General features: G+C 70.3%; 21 protein-coding genes. 3 read left to right on the top strand and 18 right to left on the bottom strand.

Annotated elements, in window-relative coordinates; all coding sequences use genetic code 11:
• The 8 genes from ACFPCY_RS35155 to ACFPCY_RS35120 all read right to left on the bottom strand — a co-directional run bounded on the left by ACFPCY_RS35155 (position 1) and on the right by ACFPCY_RS35120 (position 7,136).
• Entirely contained in the window at positions 1–780 is a 780-nt protein-coding gene (locus ACFPCY_RS35155) for a hypothetical protein (protein ID WP_378262636.1), read from the bottom strand.
• Positions 781–887: 107 nt separating this feature from the next.
• A complete protein-coding gene (locus tag ACFPCY_RS35150; RefSeq protein ID WP_378262634.1) occupies positions 888–1,115 on the bottom strand; it encodes a hypothetical protein in 228 nt (75 codons plus the stop codon).
• Complete coding sequence (locus tag ACFPCY_RS35145) at positions 1,112–2,989, bottom strand: hypothetical protein (protein ID WP_378262632.1); 1,878 nt, start codon at positions 2,987–2,989, stop codon at positions 1,112–1,114. Before ACFPCY_RS35145 ends, ACFPCY_RS35150 begins: the two co-directional genes overlap by 4 nt.
• A gap of 2 nt (positions 2,990–2,991) precedes the next feature.
• Complete coding sequence (locus tag ACFPCY_RS35140) at positions 2,992–4,518, bottom strand: phage portal protein (RefSeq protein ID WP_378262630.1); 1,527 nt, start codon at positions 4,516–4,518, stop codon at positions 2,992–2,994.
• 14 nt (positions 4,519–4,532) lie between these two features.
• Positions 4,533–5,453, bottom strand: a complete 921-nt coding sequence (locus ACFPCY_RS35135; RefSeq protein WP_378262628.1) for a hypothetical protein — start codon at positions 5,451–5,453, stop codon at positions 4,533–4,535.
• A 430-nt stretch (positions 5,454–5,883) separates the two neighbouring features.
• On the bottom strand, positions 5,884–6,012 hold the full coding sequence (locus ACFPCY_RS35130) for a hypothetical protein (RefSeq protein WP_378262626.1): 129 nt from the start codon (positions 6,010–6,012) through the stop codon (positions 5,884–5,886).
• A 111-nt stretch (positions 6,013–6,123) separates the two neighbouring features.
• A complete protein-coding gene (locus tag ACFPCY_RS35125; RefSeq protein WP_378262624.1) occupies positions 6,124–6,321 on the bottom strand; it encodes a DUF397 domain-containing protein in 198 nt (65 codons plus the stop codon).
• Complete coding sequence (locus tag ACFPCY_RS35120) at positions 6,318–7,136, bottom strand: helix-turn-helix domain-containing protein (RefSeq protein WP_378262622.1); 819 nt, start codon at positions 7,134–7,136, stop codon at positions 6,318–6,320. The genes ACFPCY_RS35125 and ACFPCY_RS35120 overlap by 4 nt, the downstream gene beginning before the upstream one ends.
• A 308-nt stretch (positions 7,137–7,444) precedes the next feature.
• Between ACFPCY_RS35120 and ACFPCY_RS35115 the strand changes: the two genes are divergently transcribed.
• Together ACFPCY_RS35115 and ACFPCY_RS35110 are read left to right on the top strand one after the other, a co-directional pair.
• Positions 7,445–7,609, top strand: a complete 165-nt coding sequence (locus ACFPCY_RS35115) for a hypothetical protein (RefSeq protein WP_378262620.1) — start codon at positions 7,445–7,447, stop codon at positions 7,607–7,609.
• 2 nt (positions 7,610–7,611) lie between these two features.
• Positions 7,612–8,112 (top strand): hypothetical protein, encoded by a 501-nt coding sequence (locus tag ACFPCY_RS35110; protein WP_378262618.1) that lies wholly within the window; start codon positions 7,612–7,614, stop codon positions 8,110–8,112.
• Positions 8,113–8,829: 717 nt separating this feature from the next.
• Here the strand turns inward: ACFPCY_RS35110 and ACFPCY_RS35105 are convergent.
• The 7 genes from ACFPCY_RS35105 to ACFPCY_RS35075 form a co-directional block, all read right to left on the bottom strand.
• Entirely contained in the window at positions 8,830–9,300 is a 471-nt protein-coding gene (locus tag ACFPCY_RS35105) for a hypothetical protein (protein ID WP_378262616.1), read from the bottom strand.
• Positions 9,297–10,196 (bottom strand): phage major capsid protein, encoded by a 900-nt coding sequence (locus tag ACFPCY_RS35100; RefSeq protein ID WP_378262614.1) that lies wholly within the window; start codon positions 10,194–10,196, stop codon positions 9,297–9,299. The genes ACFPCY_RS35105 and ACFPCY_RS35100 overlap by 4 nt, the downstream gene beginning before the upstream one ends.
• Before the next feature lie 16 nt (positions 10,197–10,212).
• Entirely contained in the window at positions 10,213–10,542 is a 330-nt protein-coding gene (locus ACFPCY_RS35095) for a hypothetical protein (RefSeq protein WP_378262612.1), read from the bottom strand.
• Positions 10,543–10,685: 143 nt separating this feature from the next.
• Positions 10,686–10,889, bottom strand: coding sequence for a hypothetical protein (locus ACFPCY_RS35090; protein WP_378262610.1), 204 nt, complete (start codon positions 10,887–10,889; stop codon positions 10,686–10,688).
• Between the two features lie 98 nt (positions 10,890–10,987).
• Positions 10,988–12,466, bottom strand: coding sequence for a recombinase family protein (locus ACFPCY_RS35085; RefSeq protein WP_378262608.1), 1,479 nt, complete (start codon positions 12,464–12,466; stop codon positions 10,988–10,990).
• The gene (locus ACFPCY_RS35080; protein WP_378262606.1) at positions 12,463–13,317 is read right to left on the bottom strand and encodes a hypothetical protein; all 855 of its coding nucleotides are present in this window, start codon (positions 13,315–13,317) and stop codon (positions 12,463–12,465) included. Before ACFPCY_RS35080 ends, ACFPCY_RS35085 begins: the two co-directional genes overlap by 4 nt.
• Complete coding sequence (locus ACFPCY_RS35075; RefSeq protein ID WP_378262604.1) at positions 13,298–13,765, bottom strand: hypothetical protein; 468 nt, start codon at positions 13,763–13,765, stop codon at positions 13,298–13,300. Before ACFPCY_RS35075 ends, ACFPCY_RS35080 begins: the two co-directional genes overlap by 20 nt.
• Positions 13,766–15,563: 1,798 nt before the next feature.
• Between ACFPCY_RS35075 and ACFPCY_RS35070 the strand changes: the two genes are divergently transcribed.
• Entirely contained in the window at positions 15,564–15,686 is a 123-nt protein-coding gene (locus tag ACFPCY_RS35070) for a hypothetical protein (RefSeq protein ID WP_378262602.1), read from the top strand.
• 166 nt (positions 15,687–15,852) lie between these two features.
• Here the strand turns inward: ACFPCY_RS35070 and ACFPCY_RS35065 are convergent, their stop codons facing one another.
• The 3 genes from ACFPCY_RS35065 to ACFPCY_RS35055 all read right to left on the bottom strand — a co-directional run bounded on the left by ACFPCY_RS35065 (position 15,853) and on the right by ACFPCY_RS35055 (position 17,697).
• Complete coding sequence (locus ACFPCY_RS35065; RefSeq protein ID WP_378262600.1) at positions 15,853–16,122, bottom strand: hypothetical protein; 270 nt, start codon at positions 16,120–16,122, stop codon at positions 15,853–15,855.
• A 12-nt stretch (positions 16,123–16,134) separates the two neighbouring features.
• Complete coding sequence (locus tag ACFPCY_RS35060) at positions 16,135–16,788, bottom strand: DUF2637 domain-containing protein (RefSeq protein WP_378262598.1); 654 nt, start codon at positions 16,786–16,788, stop codon at positions 16,135–16,137.
• 78 nt (positions 16,789–16,866) lie between these two features.
• A complete protein-coding gene (locus ACFPCY_RS35055; RefSeq protein WP_378262596.1) occupies positions 16,867–17,697 on the bottom strand; it encodes a helix-turn-helix domain-containing protein in 831 nt (276 codons plus the stop codon).
• Between the last annotated feature and the right edge of the window lie 6 nt (positions 17,698–17,703).

Genomic DNA, 17,703 nt, shown 5'->3' with positions numbered 1-17,703 from the left:
TTACTGCTGGTGGGTGGTGGTCTGGGTGAGCTTGGCGGTTTTGAGCCGCCGGGCGGTCGCCCAGTCGCCGGCCTTCTCGGCGGCGGTGATCTGCTCGTCGAGCGTCGGCGTCTTGGTCTTGGGGCGGGGCCCCTGGTCGGCGCTGCCCTGGAACCGCGGCGCGCCGCTCGCAGCGGCGGCCAGGTAGGGCTTGCGGGTGAGCAGCTCGTCGACCGCGTCGCGCAGCTCGTCCTCGTCGATCTCGCCGTCCGCGCCGACCTCGAACTGGGTCAGGTCCAGGAACCGCAGCGCGTCGGCGGGGTCGGCGAGCTTGCCCGCGGCGGCGGCCTTGACCTCCGACCGCAGGATGCGGGCGTTGGCGGTGGTGAGCGCGGACTTCTCGGCCTCGCGCCGGATCTTGTCGACGTCGACCTGGTCCTGGCCCTCCTCGCCGGTCTTGGCTCCGTTGCGGAGCTGGTCGAGTTCGGCTTCCAGGTCGGCGGCGCGGGCCTCGGCGGCGCGGCGCTTGGCGGACTGCTCGCGGCGCTTGGCCTTCTCGGCGGCGAGTGCCTTCTGCCCGGCCGGGCCGAGCGGCTCGTCGTCGACGTCGTCGTCCTGGCCGTCGTCGTCCTGGCCCTCGTCGACCGGGTCGGGCTGGTGGTCGGGCCGGTTCGTGGTGGGCGGCTGGTCGTCGCCGGAGCCGCCGAGGACGGGCCAGACGATCCGCCCGGACGGCAGCACGCCCAGTGCGGGCAGGCCGGTGACCGGGTGGACGGGCAGCTCGGTGGACTGGGTGGACATGTGGGTCTCCCGTTGCGGGTGATGTGGGTGCGTGCGTTGCGCACGCCGGGCATGAAAAAGCCCAGCTCTCGCGCCCGAAGGGGCTGAGGCTGGGTTCGGTTAAGGGGTCAGGCGCGGCGGCGGCGCCGGACCAGGCCGGGGCGCAGGCCGGTGTCGGGGTCCAGGCCCATCAGCTCGCGGGCGCGCCGCCAGTACTGCTCCTGGGCGTCGGCCGGTGCGTCGTCGACCTGATCGACGCCGTGCTGTTGCGCCCACTGGGTGAACCAGTCGTTGAGCGCGCGCTGCCGGTCACGGCGGGCCGGGGAGGGCTCGGTGGGGCGGTGCTGGTCGGTCACAGGAACCGCACTCCTCTCCATTCCGAGCCCATCATGGCTTGCTTGCCCAGCCACATGTCGTCCTTGCCCTGGCCGGGTTTGCGGCCCAGCTGGCTGATCTCGAACGCCGTCGGGTAGTCGTCGCTGCCGAACGGCTCGCGCTCGGCGCGGTCCATCAGCTCGTCGGCGGCCTCGACCAGGTCCTCGATCTCCTCGTACTCGGCGTCGCTGAGCCCGTCGTCGTTCTCGTGCTCGTCGAGCCAGTCGCGCAACGGGTCGACGCGCAGTTCGAGCCGCTCCAGGATACTGCGGGCCTCGTCCTCGTCCAGGAACTCGAAACCCTGGGAGGCCCAGGTGTAGCCGCCCTTGTCGAGACCGGCGATGATCTCGATGCGGTCCACCCCGGAGCGGCGGTACCAGCGTTCCATGTGGCCGTTGAACACCGGCGCGAACCCGCGGCCTTGCACGTCCTTGTCCAGGCGCAGCCAGGCATGGTCCACCCACAGGGTTCCGTCACGTTCCCGGTAGAACTCCCGGTTGATCTCGCCGACCTTCAGGCCGTCCACGCGGACGGTGGAGCGGGCGACGATCTCGTGCGGCTCGACGTCGACCTCGTTGACGTAGACGGTGAACACCGTGCCGTCGCGGGTCCGGTACTCGCCGCCGATCTGCTCGGCGATGGCGTGCTCGATGTCGCCGCGGCGTTCGTCGGCGTCGTCCTGGTCGTGGGGGAGCAGGTCGCCGAGCAGCGGCTGCTCGTCGGGCGGGTCCAGGCGTCCCAGGCCGTCCGGCGGGGAACCAGAGTGCCCGCCGTTCCCGCCGGGGCCCGCGGGCGGTTGGTCGTGGCGGTGTCCGGAAGGGCCGTCCAGCGGTCTGCCGGGGCTGGTGCGATCCGAAAGGGTGACGCGCGGGCGCGGGGTGGGCTGCGACGGCGCGGAGGCGGTGAGGTAGCCATGCCGGTACAGCAGTCGGAGCGCCTCGTCCCGGTCGTCTCCGGCGGCCTGGTAGATCGCCTCCGGGGTCATCCGGGCCACCGGGGCGCGGCGGGCCGCGCCGTCCAGCTCGCGCAGGCGGCGACCGGCGTAGCCGCGCCGGGTGACGCCCTCGACGGTGAAGCCGCTTCCGGCGGAGGTGATGCCGCGGCGGGCGTTGACGACCTGCGCCAGGTCTGCGCCGTCCCGGATCGCCCGGGCCGCGGCGGCGCCGAAGATCCGGTCCTGCTCGGCGCGGGTGAGCCGGTCGAACAGCCGGGACGGGCTGGTGCCAGCGCTGCGCGCGTGGTCGGTCGAGGTGACCGGCTCGTGGGTGCAGTCGCAGCGCGGGTGCCGCAGGAACCCCGCCGACCAGGAGTAGACGCGTCCGGCCAGGACGATGCAGCGGCTGCAGGCGGGCAGGTGCACGACGCGGACGTAGCCGGTGATCGCGCGGTTGGCGGTCATCGCGACGCCGGTTCCGACGCGTCCGGCGTCGGCGGCCTGCGTCCCGGCGATCATCGCCAGCTGCCGGACCAGCTGCGCGACCGCGTCGTCGGCGCTGGCTCCGTCGCCGATCTGCCGCGCGGTGCGCAGGACCGGGAACTCTAGCAAGCTGCCGAGCGGGCGGCCGTCGGAGGCGACCCCGGCCAGCGCCTCGGGGATCAGGGTGCCGACCGGTGCGGAGGTCGCGCCGGATGCGGCGATCACCTGCTCGACGTAGGCGCCGCCGGCGGTGGCGGCCTGGCGCTGCACGGCGGTCGTCGCAGCCAGCAGCGACGGACCCACACCCGCGCGCCAGGACCCGACCACGTCGGCAGGGTCCAGGCCGGACGAGAGGCGCAGCCAGCCGCCGAGCAGACGGCGCACCAGCGATTGCTGGGCCCGCTGGTGCTGGCGGGCCAGCTCGACCGTCGAGGCCACCGTCAGCCCTGCGCGACAGCCGCAGTGGTGGGCACCCGGGGCTGGTCCATCGGGCCGCCGTCGGCGGCGGGATCAGCGCCTGGGACGGTGGGGTCGGTGGCGGGGTCGGGTTTGCCCGCCATCATCTGCGCGACCGGGTCCAGCTCGGCCTCGCGCTCGCGCATCGCGACCAGGACGGCGACCTCGGGCGGGGTGAGCCCGTACTGGCGGGCCAGGAACTCGAACGGGAACCCGATCTGCTTGAGCTTCAGCAGCGCGTCGGCCAGCTGTGCGCGCGAGCGGGACTCGGTGTCGGCCCACAGGACGGTGCCCGCGCGCAGGGCCTGGGCCTTGCGGTCGTCGCCCTGGGCGAGCGCGACCAGCCGGGCCACTTCCCGGATCGCCTGACCGAACCACAGCTGCTTTTCCTCGCAGCGCCGGACCAGCCCGGCCTCGGCGGCGATCAGCGCGTCGCCGGACAGGTTGGCCATCTTCCCGATCAGGTAGTGCGCGGGGGTGCGGGTCTGCGCGGCGATGTGCCCGACGGCGACCTCGATGACGTCGGTGTATGCCTTCAGGTCCGCGGCGGGCCAGGACGAGATCTTGGCGTTCTCGTCGGGGATCCACAGCACGCGGTCGAGTGCGAACTTCTCCAGCGGTACCGGCTTCTCGCCGACGATCTCGCCGTGCTCGTTCAGGATCGGGGTCTTGGGGACGTCGGCGCCGGTCACGACCCGCGCGGGCAGGCTCGCGAAGTCGGCGCTGTTGAACAGCAGTGCCCACAGGTAGTTCACCGCGTCCTGCATCGCCGCGACTCCGCCGACATCGGAGATCGGGTCGTCGGCCAGCAGCGGCCGGTTCGGCAGCTCGACCATCGGCACCACGCCCATGGGGTTGGGCAGCGGGTTCGGCTCGGTGCCGGTGTCGCGCGGCATCCATTGCCGCACCAGGTCGTCCACCGCGGCGAGCGGCAGGCTCTTGCGAGCTTCCTGGTCGGCGCGGTAGCTGGTCCGCTCGAACTTCCAGACCTCGTCGGCGGTGTAGAGGGTGCAGAACTCGGTCGAGCCGTCCTGCCAGCGCTTGAGCGCGGCGACCCGGTCCCGGCGCGACCCGGCACGGTAGGCGACGATCGCCTGCGTCGGGTCCTCGAACGTCACAGTCGGGGTCGTCTCGTCAGCGGGGTCGCCCCACACCAGGACGAACGCGCGCGCGCCGATCCCGGCCGACAGGAATCCCAGCTGGGAGTCGGCGTCCAGATCGTTGGCCAGCCAGACTCGCCCCAGCTCGACGTCGGCGGTCTCCGCGCCGTAGGGCTGGACCCCGACGACGGTGAGCCGCTCGACCGCGACGTCGGCGACCGGGGCCGTCCAGTTGTCGCAGAAGTCGGCGTACCGGTCGGCGAAGTGCCGGGCGAACTCGCGTGAAGCAAACTTCAGCGGGTGGTTGCCGCGGTAGTAGTCGGTCAGCCGCTCGGCCTGCGGGGTGCGGCGGTTCAGTTCCTCGGTGAGCCGGTCGGCCAGGTCCCGGGCCTGCTCGATCGTCAGCGCCACGCGGGCCTCCCTTCTCACCACATCGAGGAGGTGTAGACGTAGGACTTCTTCTTGGTGCGGGCCAGGCCGGCGGCGACCGCGTCGCCTGCGGCCTCGTGCGCCAGCACGCTGCAGACGGCGGCGTCGATCTTCTGCGCGGCCGACGCCTTCACCAGCACATACCGGCGCTGGGGACGGGCCGCCTTGCGGGCGTGGCCCATGTGGCTGGCGGTGGTCGGGCATCCGTCGTGCGTGAACGTGCTGTCCGCCTTGGTCACGTCGGTGACCAGGCGCTCGCACGCCGCGTGCATCTGCACGATCCGGCGCGTGTACCAGCGGATGATGCGCTTGTCGCCGTACCGGTCGACCCAGGTGTCGACCTCGGTCTCCCAGTACGGCGGATCGGCGTACAGCCGGACCACGTCGTACCGGCGCATCACCTCGTCGAGCGCGGCGTCGACTTCCAGCCGCGGGACCTGCCCGCCGTGGTCGGCCGGGTTCCAGATCGTCGGCAGGCCGTCGCCGTAGGTCGGGGTGAACTGGTAGCCGTCCAGGGTCTCGGCGCGCAGCGCGGTCCAGTCGTCGACGTCCGAGCCGTCGAACCCGACTACGATCGGCGTGCCGTCGGGCACCTCGCGGGGCGCGGCACGGCCGTCCCAGGCGTCGGTGTCCAGCCAGGATTCGCTCCCGGCGGTGATCTTGTTGCCGAAGAACCGTTCGGCCTGGGCGGGGTCGTTCTCCAGCAGCTCGGCGGCCTCGGCTTCGATCGCGTCCAGGTCGATGTGGGCGCTTCCGGCGTACACGTGCCGGTGGATCTTCCGGCGCTCGGCCTTGTTCCGGTAGGACAGGCCCTTGGGCGGCGGGATGTAGAACTTGAACAGGTCGGGTCGCTGGGACTCGTGCGTCCGCTGCGCGACCGAGTTCTCCGACGGGTCCCAGGCGTTGGTCGTTGTCAAGGGTCCCGAGACACCCCTTTGACCCAGAGGTCCGCTACGTCCCCGCTACCAGCGAAAACAGGGGCGGACGGCTCAGGCCGTGGGGCGGGAGCAGACGGGGCAAGGTTCCTCGCGGTAGGTGCCCGCTTGGAGGACGACCCCGGCTCCGAAGCACCACGAACACGTCTCACCCGGCGCAGGGGGTTCGCGCGGCGGGTCGGCGTCGCTGCGCACAGGGCCGTGAACGTCTGGGTCGTATTCCTCCCCGTCACGGGGCCGCCGGTACCCGTCCTCGCGGTAGCTGTCCGGCTCTGTGCCCTCCGCTAGGCCAGTCCCGTTGCAGTCCTCGCACCGGACAGAGATCCAGCGGTTGCCGCGCGCGTAGACGATCTCGCGGCGTCCCTGGCATGTGGGGCACACCGGTCCGTCCCACGGATCGAGCGTCATAGCGCTACTTCTCTCCCTTGCCGTTGCAGTCCCAGCACTTGATCCAGCGCTTGGGCTTGGCCTTACCGGGTTGCCCGTTGCCGTGCTCCCACCATCCACCCTCACCCCGGCACGTGCCGCAGCTACTGCCCATCTCCCGCACCTCCGCACCGACCGTACGGCGCAGCGCGGATACCGGGCAGTCTCTCCGGAGACAGCAAAAAGCCCCCGACCTCGGCTCAGTCGGGGGCTCGGAGGCGAGGGATCACGCGCTGTCGTGACGTCCCTGCTTGATGTCGGCAACGAGCGCGGCGGCCGTCCCGGCGTCGAGCACGAGCCGGGGACCATTCGGGTCCTTGGAGTCCCGCACGCCAAGGTTGCGCGCCAGCTTCGCAACTTCGACGCAATCGCTCTGGCTGCCACCCGTACCGCTGTGGGTGGACTTGCGCCACACGGGAGTCATGCAAGACCCTCCATTACCTGCCTGATTAGGTCGATCGATGCCCGCACGGGCAGTGCGACATCTCCGACGCGATCAAACCGTGCTCGGTACGAGCGTACATCTGTTGCGTCCTGGACAAGTCGCCCCTCTCCGGCGGCTTCGATGTACGCGGAGTCCACCCCGTCCACCGTCATGATCTTGAATGACCCATCCCGCCCGACGTGCTCGCCCGCACTCCTGGGGACGATCCTGACGGAGATGTTGGGGCGTTCGGCCAACTCCAGCAGGCGGGCAAGCTGAGCCCGCATGACCTCCGGTGATCCGATCTGCGCTGTGATGACGTTCTCGTCGAGGATGACCCACATGGCGGGAGCACCCGGCCGAGAGAGACGTTCCTGACGCTTCAGGCGGGCCGCCACCTCCGCATCGATGTTCTCCAGTCCGGCCGCGCGCACCAGCGCCCGCGTGTAGTCCTCAGTCTGGAAGAGGCCAGGAATCCAGGCGTACTCCCAGATGCGCAGTTCGGACGCCTTGGACTCCAACTCAAGGTGGGTGGCGAACCACTCCCGGTCGTGCCCTTCCTTCGCGAAGCGCACGAGGTTCGTGAACAGCCAGTTCGTGTTCCACGCGATGTCGATCTTGATCGCGTGATGCTCCTGGAGCTTGAGCTTGCCGGACTCGTATCGCGAAACAGTAGAACGGTTGACGTCGAGAAGCCGTCCGAGCGCCTCACCGCTCATACCGCGTTCCTTGCGATGTCTTCGCAGTTGAACCGCGATTAGCTCCCAAAGCGAGCCCGTGATCTGCGGTGACACTTCCGGGGGTGGAACGCTCATGCCCGCCCTCCAATTTGTTGCGTCTGTTGCGCGAACGTAGCGAGACTAGCTCTGGAGGGCGCATCGTGGAGGCCACATCACCGACTCAGTCCGGGAGGATGAGCATGGTCTTCACGCGACGGCGGAGGGGCCGTCACACGTCCGATGCGGTGCGTGGCAGGCTCGCCCGGACCGATTCGCCTACGGCCCCCCGGTATGAAGCGCTGCGCGCGTTGCGGGACGAGGCGTCCCGGCGCATGCTGCGCGTGCGCTGGGCGGGGTTGCGTGACGGGCCGTACTTGATCCTCGCCACGGTGGGGAGTCCGGCGGTGCGGGTGCGGTGTGACTACCTGCGCGACCAGGACGGCGGGGACGACGGCTGGTGGTACGTGTGGCACCTGGGCGACCAGGACGGCCGGACCATCGCGCCGGTCGGCGACATGGCCAACACCCTTGAGGTGATCCGTCGCGAGTTGCACCGGGGCGTGATGTGAACGTGCCGACGCACGGGCCGCACGACCCCGACGCCACCCCGTCCGAGCTTGCGGAGATCGTGACGGACGCGGTGATCGGCGAGCACATGGGGCGCGGCACCGTAACCGAGACGCTCGCGCTGGTGGCACTCAAGGCGCGGCAGGAGTGCGACATCGCGCGTGAGCGGGTGTCGCTGGTCCATCGGGCGTACCGGGCGGCGATGGCGCGCGCCGGGTACGACGAACGCTCTGCGAAGTACGTGGCCGGGCTCGCGGTCGCGATCCTGGAAGATCCCAAGCTGCTCGACGTCTTGAACCTCGCGGACGTGGCGACCTGGGATGTCGTCGCGCGGCTCGGCGACGACCAGGGCCACGCGCCGGACGAGCGCGACGGTGACGACCAGGGCCACGCGCCGGACGAGCGCGACGGTGACGACCAGGGCCACGCGCCGGACGAGCGCGACGGTGACGACCAGGGCCACGCGCCGGACGAGGACCAGGGCGACGCGGACGCCGCCCCCTAGACCGCGTGCCGCGCCGCGTTCCTTCCCACCGCCTCCGGTGCGGCACGCACTACCCCACCCACACCATCCAGCCCTACCGAAGGAGTGCCCATGAGTAGCCGGATGCCGACCAAACCCGAGGACATCCCGCCCGTCCCGTCCCGGCCGCCTGCCAAGCCGAAGGACGACCAGAAGGGCAAGTAGACCCCGCGCGCGGAGGCGGACGAGCCCGATCCTCTCCGCCCCGCGCGCGGCCCCACGTGCGCGAACTGGCCCCGTCACAAGCGGGACGCGCACGACGAAACCCCCGGCACCTGGGAGGGAGCCGGGGGTTTCTCGTGTTCGTCCCCCTCGGAGACGCGGGGGTGGGGGTGGACCCCCAACGCCGGTAGGGGCGTTGACCGCGAGGGAGCGGTCTGCCAGGTCTGCCAGGTTCAAAACTTTCCGCGCCGTGCGTGGGGAATCTGGGGATGTTCCGGGGGAGGACACCCCGCAGGCTTCCCCATCCGGCGCGGCGCGGAGTTCAGGCGGGACCGTCCCCGCAGGTCCGGGGCCGTTTCCCCGCTGCCGGGGGGTGTGGGGGTCAGGTCCAGCGGCAGCGCAAGGCGCGTTGGTAGGTGGGGATGTGGTCGGAGCATCGGCCGACGCGAACCAGCGCGGGACAGCCGGGGACTGCGCACACGGTGAAGCCGCGCCGTCCGGCGGTCGGGGTGGAGGCGGGGAATTCGCGTCCCGCGCTCATGCCGGTTCGCCTTCCCCGGGTGCGTCCGCCCGGGGCGCGTCCGCCCGGGCGCGGTCTGCATCGTCGGCGGGAGCCGCTGGGGGCGGGGTGAGGGCTCGGCGGACGGTCCCCACCGTCTTGTGGTCGCAGCCGACCACGGCGGCAATCGCACGGTCGGACCGGTCGGGGTCGGCGCGCAGCTCCTCGACGATCCGGGCTCGGACGTTCGCCCGCCCCCGCACGGCCGATGCCCCGTCCGGGACGACCGGAACCGGCGCGGGCTCGGACGGCGGCTCGGACGGCGGCGGGGACGAGTGCGGGGCGGGTGGGGAGTCGTCGGAGGCGGGGGCGACCCATCCCCGTGCGATCCACTCGGTTGCGGTCGAGGCGGGGACGGCGACGGTTTCCCCGCCGTGGTGGTGGCCGTGGTCGGTGACGACCTGCCGTCCCTGCGCGACGCGGACGCGGACGAGTCCGGGCGCGGTCATGGGGTGACTCCGGTGATGCGGACGACGGCGGCGGGGTTGGGGAGCACGAGGTCGGCGCGCAGGGTGACGCGCACGGCGGTGCGGTCGGAGGAGAAGGCGGCCGACCGGTCCACCTGAACGTCAGCGTCGGAGCGGAACACGGTGACGACCTGATCGCCCTGGTAGACGTAGATCGAGTTCGCGTTCGTCGCCGTGCCCTGAACCTCGTTGGTCGAAAGCTGGGAGGTCAGGAACACCGGGACGCCGTAGATCGACCGGCGCGGGCCGTCCGACGGCGCGGACGCGCCGTCGATCAGCACGGGCCGCGCCGAACCGGTGGTCTCCTTCACCTTGATCAGCGCACGCCAGTTACGCGGATGCATCACGATCGCGGACGCCTCGGCGTCGGCCTCGGCGAGCATCCCCAGCGCGTCGGCGAACGGGTCAAGGTTGGCCAGCGCGGCACCGTTCGCGCCCATGCTCACGGTCTGAATCCCCGACTGGTTCCGTAGTCCCCGGATCTCGGGGGCGACCCCGGACCCCTCGAAATAGGACCGGTCGAGCTTGAGGGCGACCGCGCGTGCGAGGTTGTCGGCGAGCACGTTTTGCGCGTCGGGGTTGGAATCGGAGATCAGTTCGTTGGACGCGTACACCAGCGCGGCGAGCTTGCGCGGGGTGGCGGTCACGTTGTCGGCGTTGGGATCGGTAGGGGTGATCTCGGTTCCCTCCGGGGTCCAGCTCGCGACCGCATCCGACAGCACGCGGGGAATCCCGAGCCGCGCGCCTTGGGTGTTGATCCGGCGGAACCCCGACTCCAGTCCGACGCTGCGCGCGGCGAGCCGGTCAAAGAAGAAGCTCGCTGCCTCAGTCGGCGCGAACCCTCCCCCGGCGGTCCCGGAGGTCGTCAGCCACGTCATTTCAGGTCTCCCGTCATCATCGGTTGGGGGGCGGGGTGAAGATCGCGCCCAAGCGCGGCGGGGACGGCGCGGGCACGTTCGCCCGGACCCCCTGATCGGCGCTGCCCTGGAACCGGGTCAGTGCCTCCCGTGCGAGATAGGGCCGCTCGGACAGCAGTTCGTCAACGGCGGCGTTCACCTTCGCGGGGTCCACCGTTCCGGCGTCCGTGAGGTACTGCGCGATGTCCGCGCCACGGAACGTCAACAGGTCCGCGCCGTTGGCCATCCGCACCGACGCCAGCCGGACGACTTCCGCGCCGACCAAAGACGCCACCTGATCGCGGAGTTGGGCGTTCTCGGCTTCCACATCGGCCAGGGACCGCGCGGCACCCGGCGGGGCGTCAGCAGGGGGCACGGAGTCGGGCGGGGCAGTCTGTGGCGTCTGAGTGGGCGCGGAGGGGCGCGCGTCCTGCGGCAAGTTCGGTGCCGCTGGCGTCCAGCGGGGATCACTCACGAACCGGAACCTTCCTTCGGGGCTGGGGTGTCGGAGTCGGCGCGCTGCCAGGCGCGACGCGCGGCGGTGAAGATGCGCCGTAGGTGCTCGCGTTGCCGCACCGACAGGGGCGGGGCGGCATCCACCTCCGCCTTGATACGCGCGGCGTCCGGGTCGCGGTCCCCTTCCGGCGGGGTGGTGGGTGGTGAATGGTCGGGCATGGTCGTCTCCTGGTGGTGCTGGTTGTGGTCGGAGTGCGGGCATGGCAACGGCCACGAACCGGGGGTTCGTGGCCGTGTCAGCCGGACGGGACCAGGGGCTAAAGGTCGTGCCTCCATATGACCTTCACGCGGTCAGAGTTGAAAGGCAGGCGTCCCTTCCTGGTGGTGGGCATAAGGGTGATGTCCATCAGCGCCCGAATGACTTCCCGCTGCTGCGTGAGCGGCAGAGTCGGCCATACCTCCGCGATGTCCGGGCGGATGACGTCGCGCAGCACGGGGACGACGCGGACTGCGTTCGCGCGCGCTTCCGCCGCTTGGATCTCAGGCAGTAGCCGCTTTTCGATTCGAGCCAGCGCGGTCGCTGTCAGGTCCCCGGATGCGGCGGCATCGTAGAACTCATCCAACCGAGCGCGTTTCTCCGCCGCTTCGGCCAATGCTGCCTTGGCATCGTCGGCCTGCTGATGGTCGGCGAGCAGTTCGGCCGCGTCCGGGCGCGACAGTCGTTCGATCACCAATCCCACGATGTAAGGCTCAAGCCGGTTCTTGCGGACCGTAACGCACTTGGCCGACTTGCCGGTATCGGTGCCCCGACACACGTAGGCGACCCTTCCGCTCGTGACCAGCATCCCCATGCGCCCCCCACACACCCCGCACGTCACGATGCCGGTTAGCAGATGCTTGACCCTGCCGTCCCGGCTGAACGCTCGTCCGGGCGCGTTCAAGCGCTCCACACACGCGTAGTAGGTCGTGTCATCAAGAATCGCAGGCCAGCAGGCGTCTCCGATGACCTTGCCCTGGTGCACGCGCTTGCCGATGTAGCCGGGGTTCCGGAGCATTCGCCCCAGCCCGGAAGATTGCCACGGCTTCCCGTTGCCCGTGGTAAGCCCGCGCTTGTTGAAGTCGGTGACTACCTCACGCAGTGATTCCCCAGCAGCGATCCGCCGCGCGGCCTCACGCACGACGCGGGCTTGATCCTCGCGAATCTCCTGCCGCACGAACACTTTGGTCTGAGGGTCGTAGTGGCGTTGATACCCAAAGAGCCGCCGCCCGTGCGGTAGGCCCTTCTCTGCGTGAGCGCGCTTGTCTCGCAAGATCCGGTCACGGGTGACGCTCGACTCACGCTCGTCCAGCAGCGCGTCAAGGCCCGTCGTGAACCGGTCATCCGTGCGGGACAGGTCGTATTGTCTGCCCTTGTACGACCACAGAATGCCGTTTGCTTCAGCGATGCCACGGAGCTTGAGATATGCCTCAAGGTCACGTTGTGCACGCGAGGATTCCCACGTGACCAGAACATCGGCATGGCCGCCGCGCAGGAACTCAATCAGCTTGGCGTACTCGGGACGTTCTTTGGTGGCGTACCGGGACGCGGACCGATCGTTGTCTTTGAAGATCTTGGCGACTGTCCAGCCGCGCCGCTCGCACTCGGCAAGACTCTCGTCAATCTGCTGACTGACGGAACGGAGTTGCTGCCGGGGGTCGCTAGAAACCCGCGCGTAGATCACCGCCCGCAACGGGCGCGCGTTCCGCGCCCCCGTGACCGCTGCATCCCCCAGCGGTGCCGGGACGGTGGCGGTCATCGCGCGTGAGTCATCCCGTGATTGAGTGATCCCCATGGTCCTTGTCCTCCGATACAGGTCGGGATCAAGGCCCCGCCCGGTGTTCCCGCACCGGGTGGGGCCGTCCTGTAAAGGAGTGTTTTAGGACCGTTGGCGGTCTCCAGCGCCCGGCCGCCCATCCCGGCCAGCCCGCGACGCTGGGTCTCAGCGACCCCGATCATCTTGTTGGTGGCGGTGTACAGGCCGGTCTCGTCCTGCAGCGCGCACGTGATCGGGTTGCCGAGCCGGGACTGCGCCGAGGAGGTCACCACGTCGATCAGGCCGTCGTCGCCGATCCTGATGAACTGCTCGCCGACCTTCATCCGCTCGGCCAGCGGCCCGCCCTTCACCATCGCCTTCAGCGGCCGATAGACGTTGGCGACCTGGTCCTCGCTGGTGGCCAGCAGCTGGATCAGCGGCGTCGCCCAGGGCTCGCCCATCGGGTCGCCCGGCTCGTACTCCCACTCCCAGCCGCACTCACAGCCGTGATCGGCGCACCGGTAGACCTCGCCGCCCTCGGCCCATCCGGCGAACACCACCGGCCCGACAGCCTCGGCGCAGATGATCGACGCCGACCACGGGCCCTTGCCGGTCTTCTGCGGCGCGACCACCTGCGAGCGGCGGTAGTGGAACGCCGAGGCGAGCTGGCCGGCCTGCGCCTCGGGCCTGACCCGGTAGTGGTTGACGGTGCACCACAGCTGCCAGTCGTACATCTCGAACGGGTCGCCCTTGCGGCGGCGGTCCGGGACGATGCAGTGCGCGGTGATCCAGTCGGCGACCAGGAACCCCAGCGTCGGCCAGCGGACGATCCAATCAGCCTGCGGGGGAGTCATCGCGGACGACCTTGAGCCGACTCCGCGACGAGGGCCGTTGCGGCGCGGACGGCGCGGACTCCTCGGCGACCGGGGCCGCGGCCTCGATGCGCCACCGGTTCGCACGCAGGCCCGGCGTGGTCAGCCCGAGCGAGTCGGCCATCTGCCGCACCAGCGTCCCTTGGGCAACCGTCGCCCCGGAACGTTCCGCGACCGCCAGGTTCCGCACGTACAGCGCAACCTCGATCTCCTGGCCGTGCCGCTCCCACATCAGCGCCTGCGGCTTGGCCCACAGCGCCGACCACAGCTCGCTTTCGCGGCGGGACGGCTTGAGCAGCGGCCACTCCGGTGGCGCGCCGTCCCGACCGGCAGCGGGCAGCAGGACCCAATCGCCCTTGTCGCGTGCGCGGCGCAGCGCGTTCGGGTCCGGCGGCGGGCCGGACCGGGCGCGGGCTCCTCCCTTGGGCATCGGACCGTCCTCCCGGCCGCAGTGCGCGGCTCTAGGCGGGCACTGCGTTGCGCAGTGCCCTGTCGATCGTGAACCTCTGAGTCCGGCGGACCCGCGAGCGTCGCTGCGTGGGTTCCTGGCGCGCGGGTCGTGGCTAGCCAACCGAGAAAGGGGCAGGAACCCTCTTACGGTCTGCCGACCGACCTTGTACCGGATTTCGCAAGAAGCGCCCACGCGTCGGTCTGCGTCGCTACTATCGGACTCGGCAGACACGCCTGCCCGTCCGAGTACCGAGCGCCTACGCCGCAGGTACGACGAAGATAAAGCGGCCATGACGCGCGTGAGGTTCCTGGACTAGGCCGTCCAGCGGTGCGCGTAGGGCTCCGCATGGGGACGACATGCCAGCCAGCGAACGACGTCGGCCGTCGCGCCACAAGCAGCGCAGCATACGGACCGTTCAACGCACATTCGAATTCCGTTACACCTACGCCCTCGCTGTGTATGAGGCGTACCTGTTGCACGCGCGAGCCTGCAAAGGCCCGGTAGCGATGTTGGTGGACACTCCTGACAGCAGGCATGCGGAGATGTACCTCCACGAGCGTCCGTGGATCTTGGACGCGGTCAAGCGCCTGACCGGAGACCTACGCCCACGGAGCACAGTTACGTGGGAGCGAGATGAAGTTTCGCCCGATGCCCGAAACACCGTCATCCTCGTCTACCCGAACGGTCAACTAAGGGTGCTCATGGGCGACTCTCAGTCCCTGAACCTCTCCGAGAGTGGAGGGCCGGCATCGTGACCGCGCTTGACGTCACCGTGCTAATGCTTGGGCTGTCACTCTCAGGACACGTGGGTACAGTCGCTGGACTGCTGAGCCGGTGGTCCAAACGCTCCTTCGCTGAGTCACTAATTGCTGGTGGCAGCGGCTTCGCATGCGCCCTCACGCTCTGGCTTGCGATCGTAGCCCTCTACCGCAAGTAGCGTGCCGAGAGGTTCTGAACCTGACAGACATGGCAGAGCGCTCCCCCGCGGTCAACGCCCCAAAATGATCAAGGGGTCGTCCCCCTCCCTGACCTGCGACAACACGAGATCCTCCGATGTTGTTGCAGGTCAGGGCACATATGGTGTGTGCCAACCTCCGGGTTGGGCCTGCGCGGTGTGCTGGTCATGGCAGCCCTTGCATAGGCCACGCCCATAGATGGGGTCGTTGGGGTCGAGACCGCGCAGTTGGAGCGTGCGCCGGTCCAGCGGGTAATGGTCGGCCTCGGTAGCTCGACGCTGACGGCACAGCACGCACACGGGATGCTTGGCCAGCACACCAGCCCGGAACCGGTCCCGGTGCCGACGGCCGTAGCCGCGTTGCGCGCTGCTGCCTCTGCTCTGCTCGGCCTGCTGTTGGTGCTGGGGACAGCGGCCCTCGGCCACCAGTTCGGGACATCCCGGCTTGGTGCACACCCGGAGCCCGGCGCGACGGGACACGCCTGACCTCCTCTTCGCCCTCTGCTGTACGCCGGAGGGTGAGCAAATCGATCGCCTTTGCTAGTCCCGGGGGGCCATGCCGGAATGACTATTGCGCAGCATGGTCCGGTGCTAGGGGAGATGACATGTTGTCCACAGGTTCGCCGCTGGATTGATTTCAACGGCGGGGCTGACACTCTGGAAGCAGGACGGCGTGGTCATCGCCCCTTAACGGCGACGGCCCCCTGTTGGAGCAGGGAGCCGTCTGAACTCAATCCCCCAGACTCAGATGGAGGTCGAGCGCTTATGAGCGTACGACGGAACGACGATCCTTCGCAGGGGCCCCTCATAGGGACACGTGCCTTGCTGATCATCCTGGTTGGTGGCTTGGCTGCGACCGGTGTAGCGGTGACGCCTTCGCTTGCGGTGCCGATAGGCGTCGGCGTGGCGGTGGTGACGCTACTGATCGTGATCGTCGGACCGTAGTTCTGTCCGTCCGGGTGCCTTGGGGCAACAGGCGCCCGGACGGCAGACGGGTTCTAGGGCGGACACGCGAAAGGCCCGGCGGAATGTCCGTCGGGCCTAGATCTCGTATCGGAGCAGACACTACCGTTCGCGCAGGTCGCTTGTCATCTGCGACTTCCCCGGAACATCAGCCGTGGATCTGCCGATGCCGTCCTCGCTTCGCCTCTTCGGCAGGCTCCCGGTAGGCGGCCGACGGCACTTCCTCGACGTTCACCACCTGCCAGATCCTCATCTCCTTGCCGACGTTGGAGGCCCGGGGAACCCAGGGGCAGATCTCGCACCAGGTCATGTCGCCGATCATGTGGCGCAACGTGCTGTCGTCGTCGAGCGGGCCGTCCCAGGGGCCGGACAAACGCATGTGGCCGCATTCCAGGGTGAGGCGCTGCACGTGATCCATGAAGTGCATTCTCTACCTGGTACGAGCTTCGGCAAGGGCCATCTGCCAGGCCCGGACCGACCGCGCGTCGGGGTCGCGGCGGGCCAGCTCGACGCCGGTCACGGTGCGCGGGTCGGTGGCGTCGGCGAGGGCTTGGGCGGCGGCGTCGACCAGGGCGCGGGAGACGCGGTACCGGCGGCGCTGCGCGGGCTCGTCGGCCTGGTGTTCGTCGGGGGCGGCCGGGGCGGGCGCGCGGTGGCCGGCGGCGAGGTGGAGCGCGAGCGCGACGAGGATCGTGGGGACGAGGGCGACGCCGACGACGATGCGCCATGACGGTGTGATGACGTCGGCGGCGACCAGGTGCCAGACGACGTTCAGCGCGCCGGACAGGCCGACGCCGATGCCGACGTAGGCGGCCATGCGGTAGCGGGCGGTGCGAGTGGTGGCCTGGCACATCAGCCACGTCGACAGCGCGGCGTAGGTCTCGACCGCGATCGGCAGGAGCCAGGCGTGCCAGCCGTGCCAGCCCGCGATGGCGGCGAGGCGGCGCTGCCCGTCCAGGGACAGCAGTCCGGCGGCGGCGGCGATGACGATGACGGCCAGGTCGACGAGGCCGATCCGGGACGCGGACGCCGTCTCGGCAGGATCGGGAGCGGTGGCGGTGGGGATAGCGTGGGGGGTGGACATCTGGAGCCTCATCTCCGGGTGTCGAGGGCCTCGACCAGCGGTTGCGTCGCTGGTTGGGGCCCGCCGTTTTTCGAGGGGTCAAGCTGCGGGGACGGCGCGGCAGTCGCCGCACAGGCCGTCCGGCGTTGCGGTGCGGAGCGGGCGCGCGCAGTCGCCGCACTCGGTCCAGCGTGCGGCGGCGGGGGACGCGGCGATCTCGACGCGGGGCCGAGGCGTAGTCGGGGCGGACGCGCGCAGGGCGCGGACGGTCGCGGCGGCGGTCCAGACGGGCAGGTGCTCGTCGAGGCGGTGCCGGATCAGCGCGGCGGCGGAGCGGATCTCGCCGGGCAGGTTCGCGGTCAGGGCCCGGTGGATCTCGGCGGGGGCGACGTCGGCGGCGAGCGCCTGGTCGACGAGCGCGGCGAGCGCGGGCAGAGCGCGCGCTCCGACGGTCAGGCGCGGCTCGACGGCGGCGACGTCGAGCAGGACGCGCGTCCCGGCGGTCACCGCGTCGAGCGACGGCGCCGGGGCCCGGGGCGTGGGCTTCGGGGCGGACGGCGCGGCCGGTTCGTCCTCGGGCGCGGGCTGCTGCGCCGGTTCGGGCGTGCTCGCGGCCGGTTCGGGGGCCGGTTCGGGCGCAGCCGCGGGCGCTTCGGGCGAAACACCCAGGTCAGCGGCGGGGACGTCGCGCATGGTGGTGATCGTGGTGATGCGGCCGGACGCGTCGCGCACGCGCTGCCGGGTGAGGTATCCGGCCGTCTCCAGTTCGCGTAGGGCGCGGCCGATGGCGATCTCGCCCTCGGTCAGCCGGGCGGCCAGGGCGCGGATGGAGATGTCGGTCCCGTCCGGCAGGGACAGCAGGAACGCGGCCAGGCCACGGGCCTGCAGCGACAGGCCGGTGTGCTGGGTGAGCGCGTTCGGGAGGATCACGAATCG

Source organism: Actinomadura gamaensis, assembly GCF_042652125.1.
Classification (GTDB): Bacteria; Actinomycetota; Actinomycetes; order Streptosporangiales; family Streptosporangiaceae; genus Spirillospora; species Spirillospora gamaensis.
This window is presented reverse-complemented; position numbering and strand designations above follow the sequence as displayed.

Coding starts and splice junctions, on each gene's coding strand:
- ACFPCY_RS35155 (WP_378262636.1), bottom strand. CDS start 780: ATGTCCACCCAGTCCACCGAGCTGCCCGTCCACCCGGTCACCGGCCTG.
- ACFPCY_RS35130 (WP_378262626.1), bottom strand. CDS start 6,012: ATGGGCAGTAGCTGCGGCACGTGCCGGGGTGAGGGTGGATGGTGGGAG.
- ACFPCY_RS35125 (WP_378262624.1), bottom strand. CDS start 6,321: ATGACTCCCGTGTGGCGCAAGTCCACCCACAGCGGTACGGGTGGCAGC.
- ACFPCY_RS35120 (WP_378262622.1), bottom strand. CDS start 7,136: ATGAGCGTTCCACCCCCGGAAGTGTCACCGCAGATCACGGGCTCGCTT.
- ACFPCY_RS35105 (WP_378262616.1), bottom strand. CDS start 9,300: ATGACCGCGCCCGGACTCGTCCGCGTCCGCGTCGCGCAGGGACGGCAG.
- ACFPCY_RS35100 (WP_378262614.1), bottom strand. CDS start 10,196: ATGACGTGGCTGACGACCTCCGGGACCGCCGGGGGAGGGTTCGCGCCG.
- ACFPCY_RS35090 (WP_378262610.1), bottom strand. CDS start 10,889: ATGCCCGACCATTCACCACCCACCACCCCGCCGGAAGGGGACCGCGAC.
- ACFPCY_RS35085 (WP_378262608.1), bottom strand. CDS start 12,466: ATGACCGCCACCGTCCCGGCACCGCTGGGGGATGCAGCGGTCACGGGG.
- ACFPCY_RS35080 (WP_378262606.1), bottom strand. CDS start 13,317: ATGACTCCCCCGCAGGCTGATTGGATCGTCCGCTGGCCGACGCTGGGG.
- ACFPCY_RS35075 (WP_378262604.1), bottom strand. CDS start 13,765: ATGCCCAAGGGAGGAGCCCGCGCCCGGTCCGGCCCGCCGCCGGACCCG.
- ACFPCY_RS35065 (WP_378262600.1), bottom strand. CDS start 16,122: ATGGATCACGTGCAGCGCCTCACCCTGGAATGCGGCCACATGCGTTTG.
- ACFPCY_RS35060 (WP_378262598.1), bottom strand. CDS start 16,788: ATGTCCACCCCCCACGCTATCCCCACCGCCACCGCTCCCGATCCTGCC.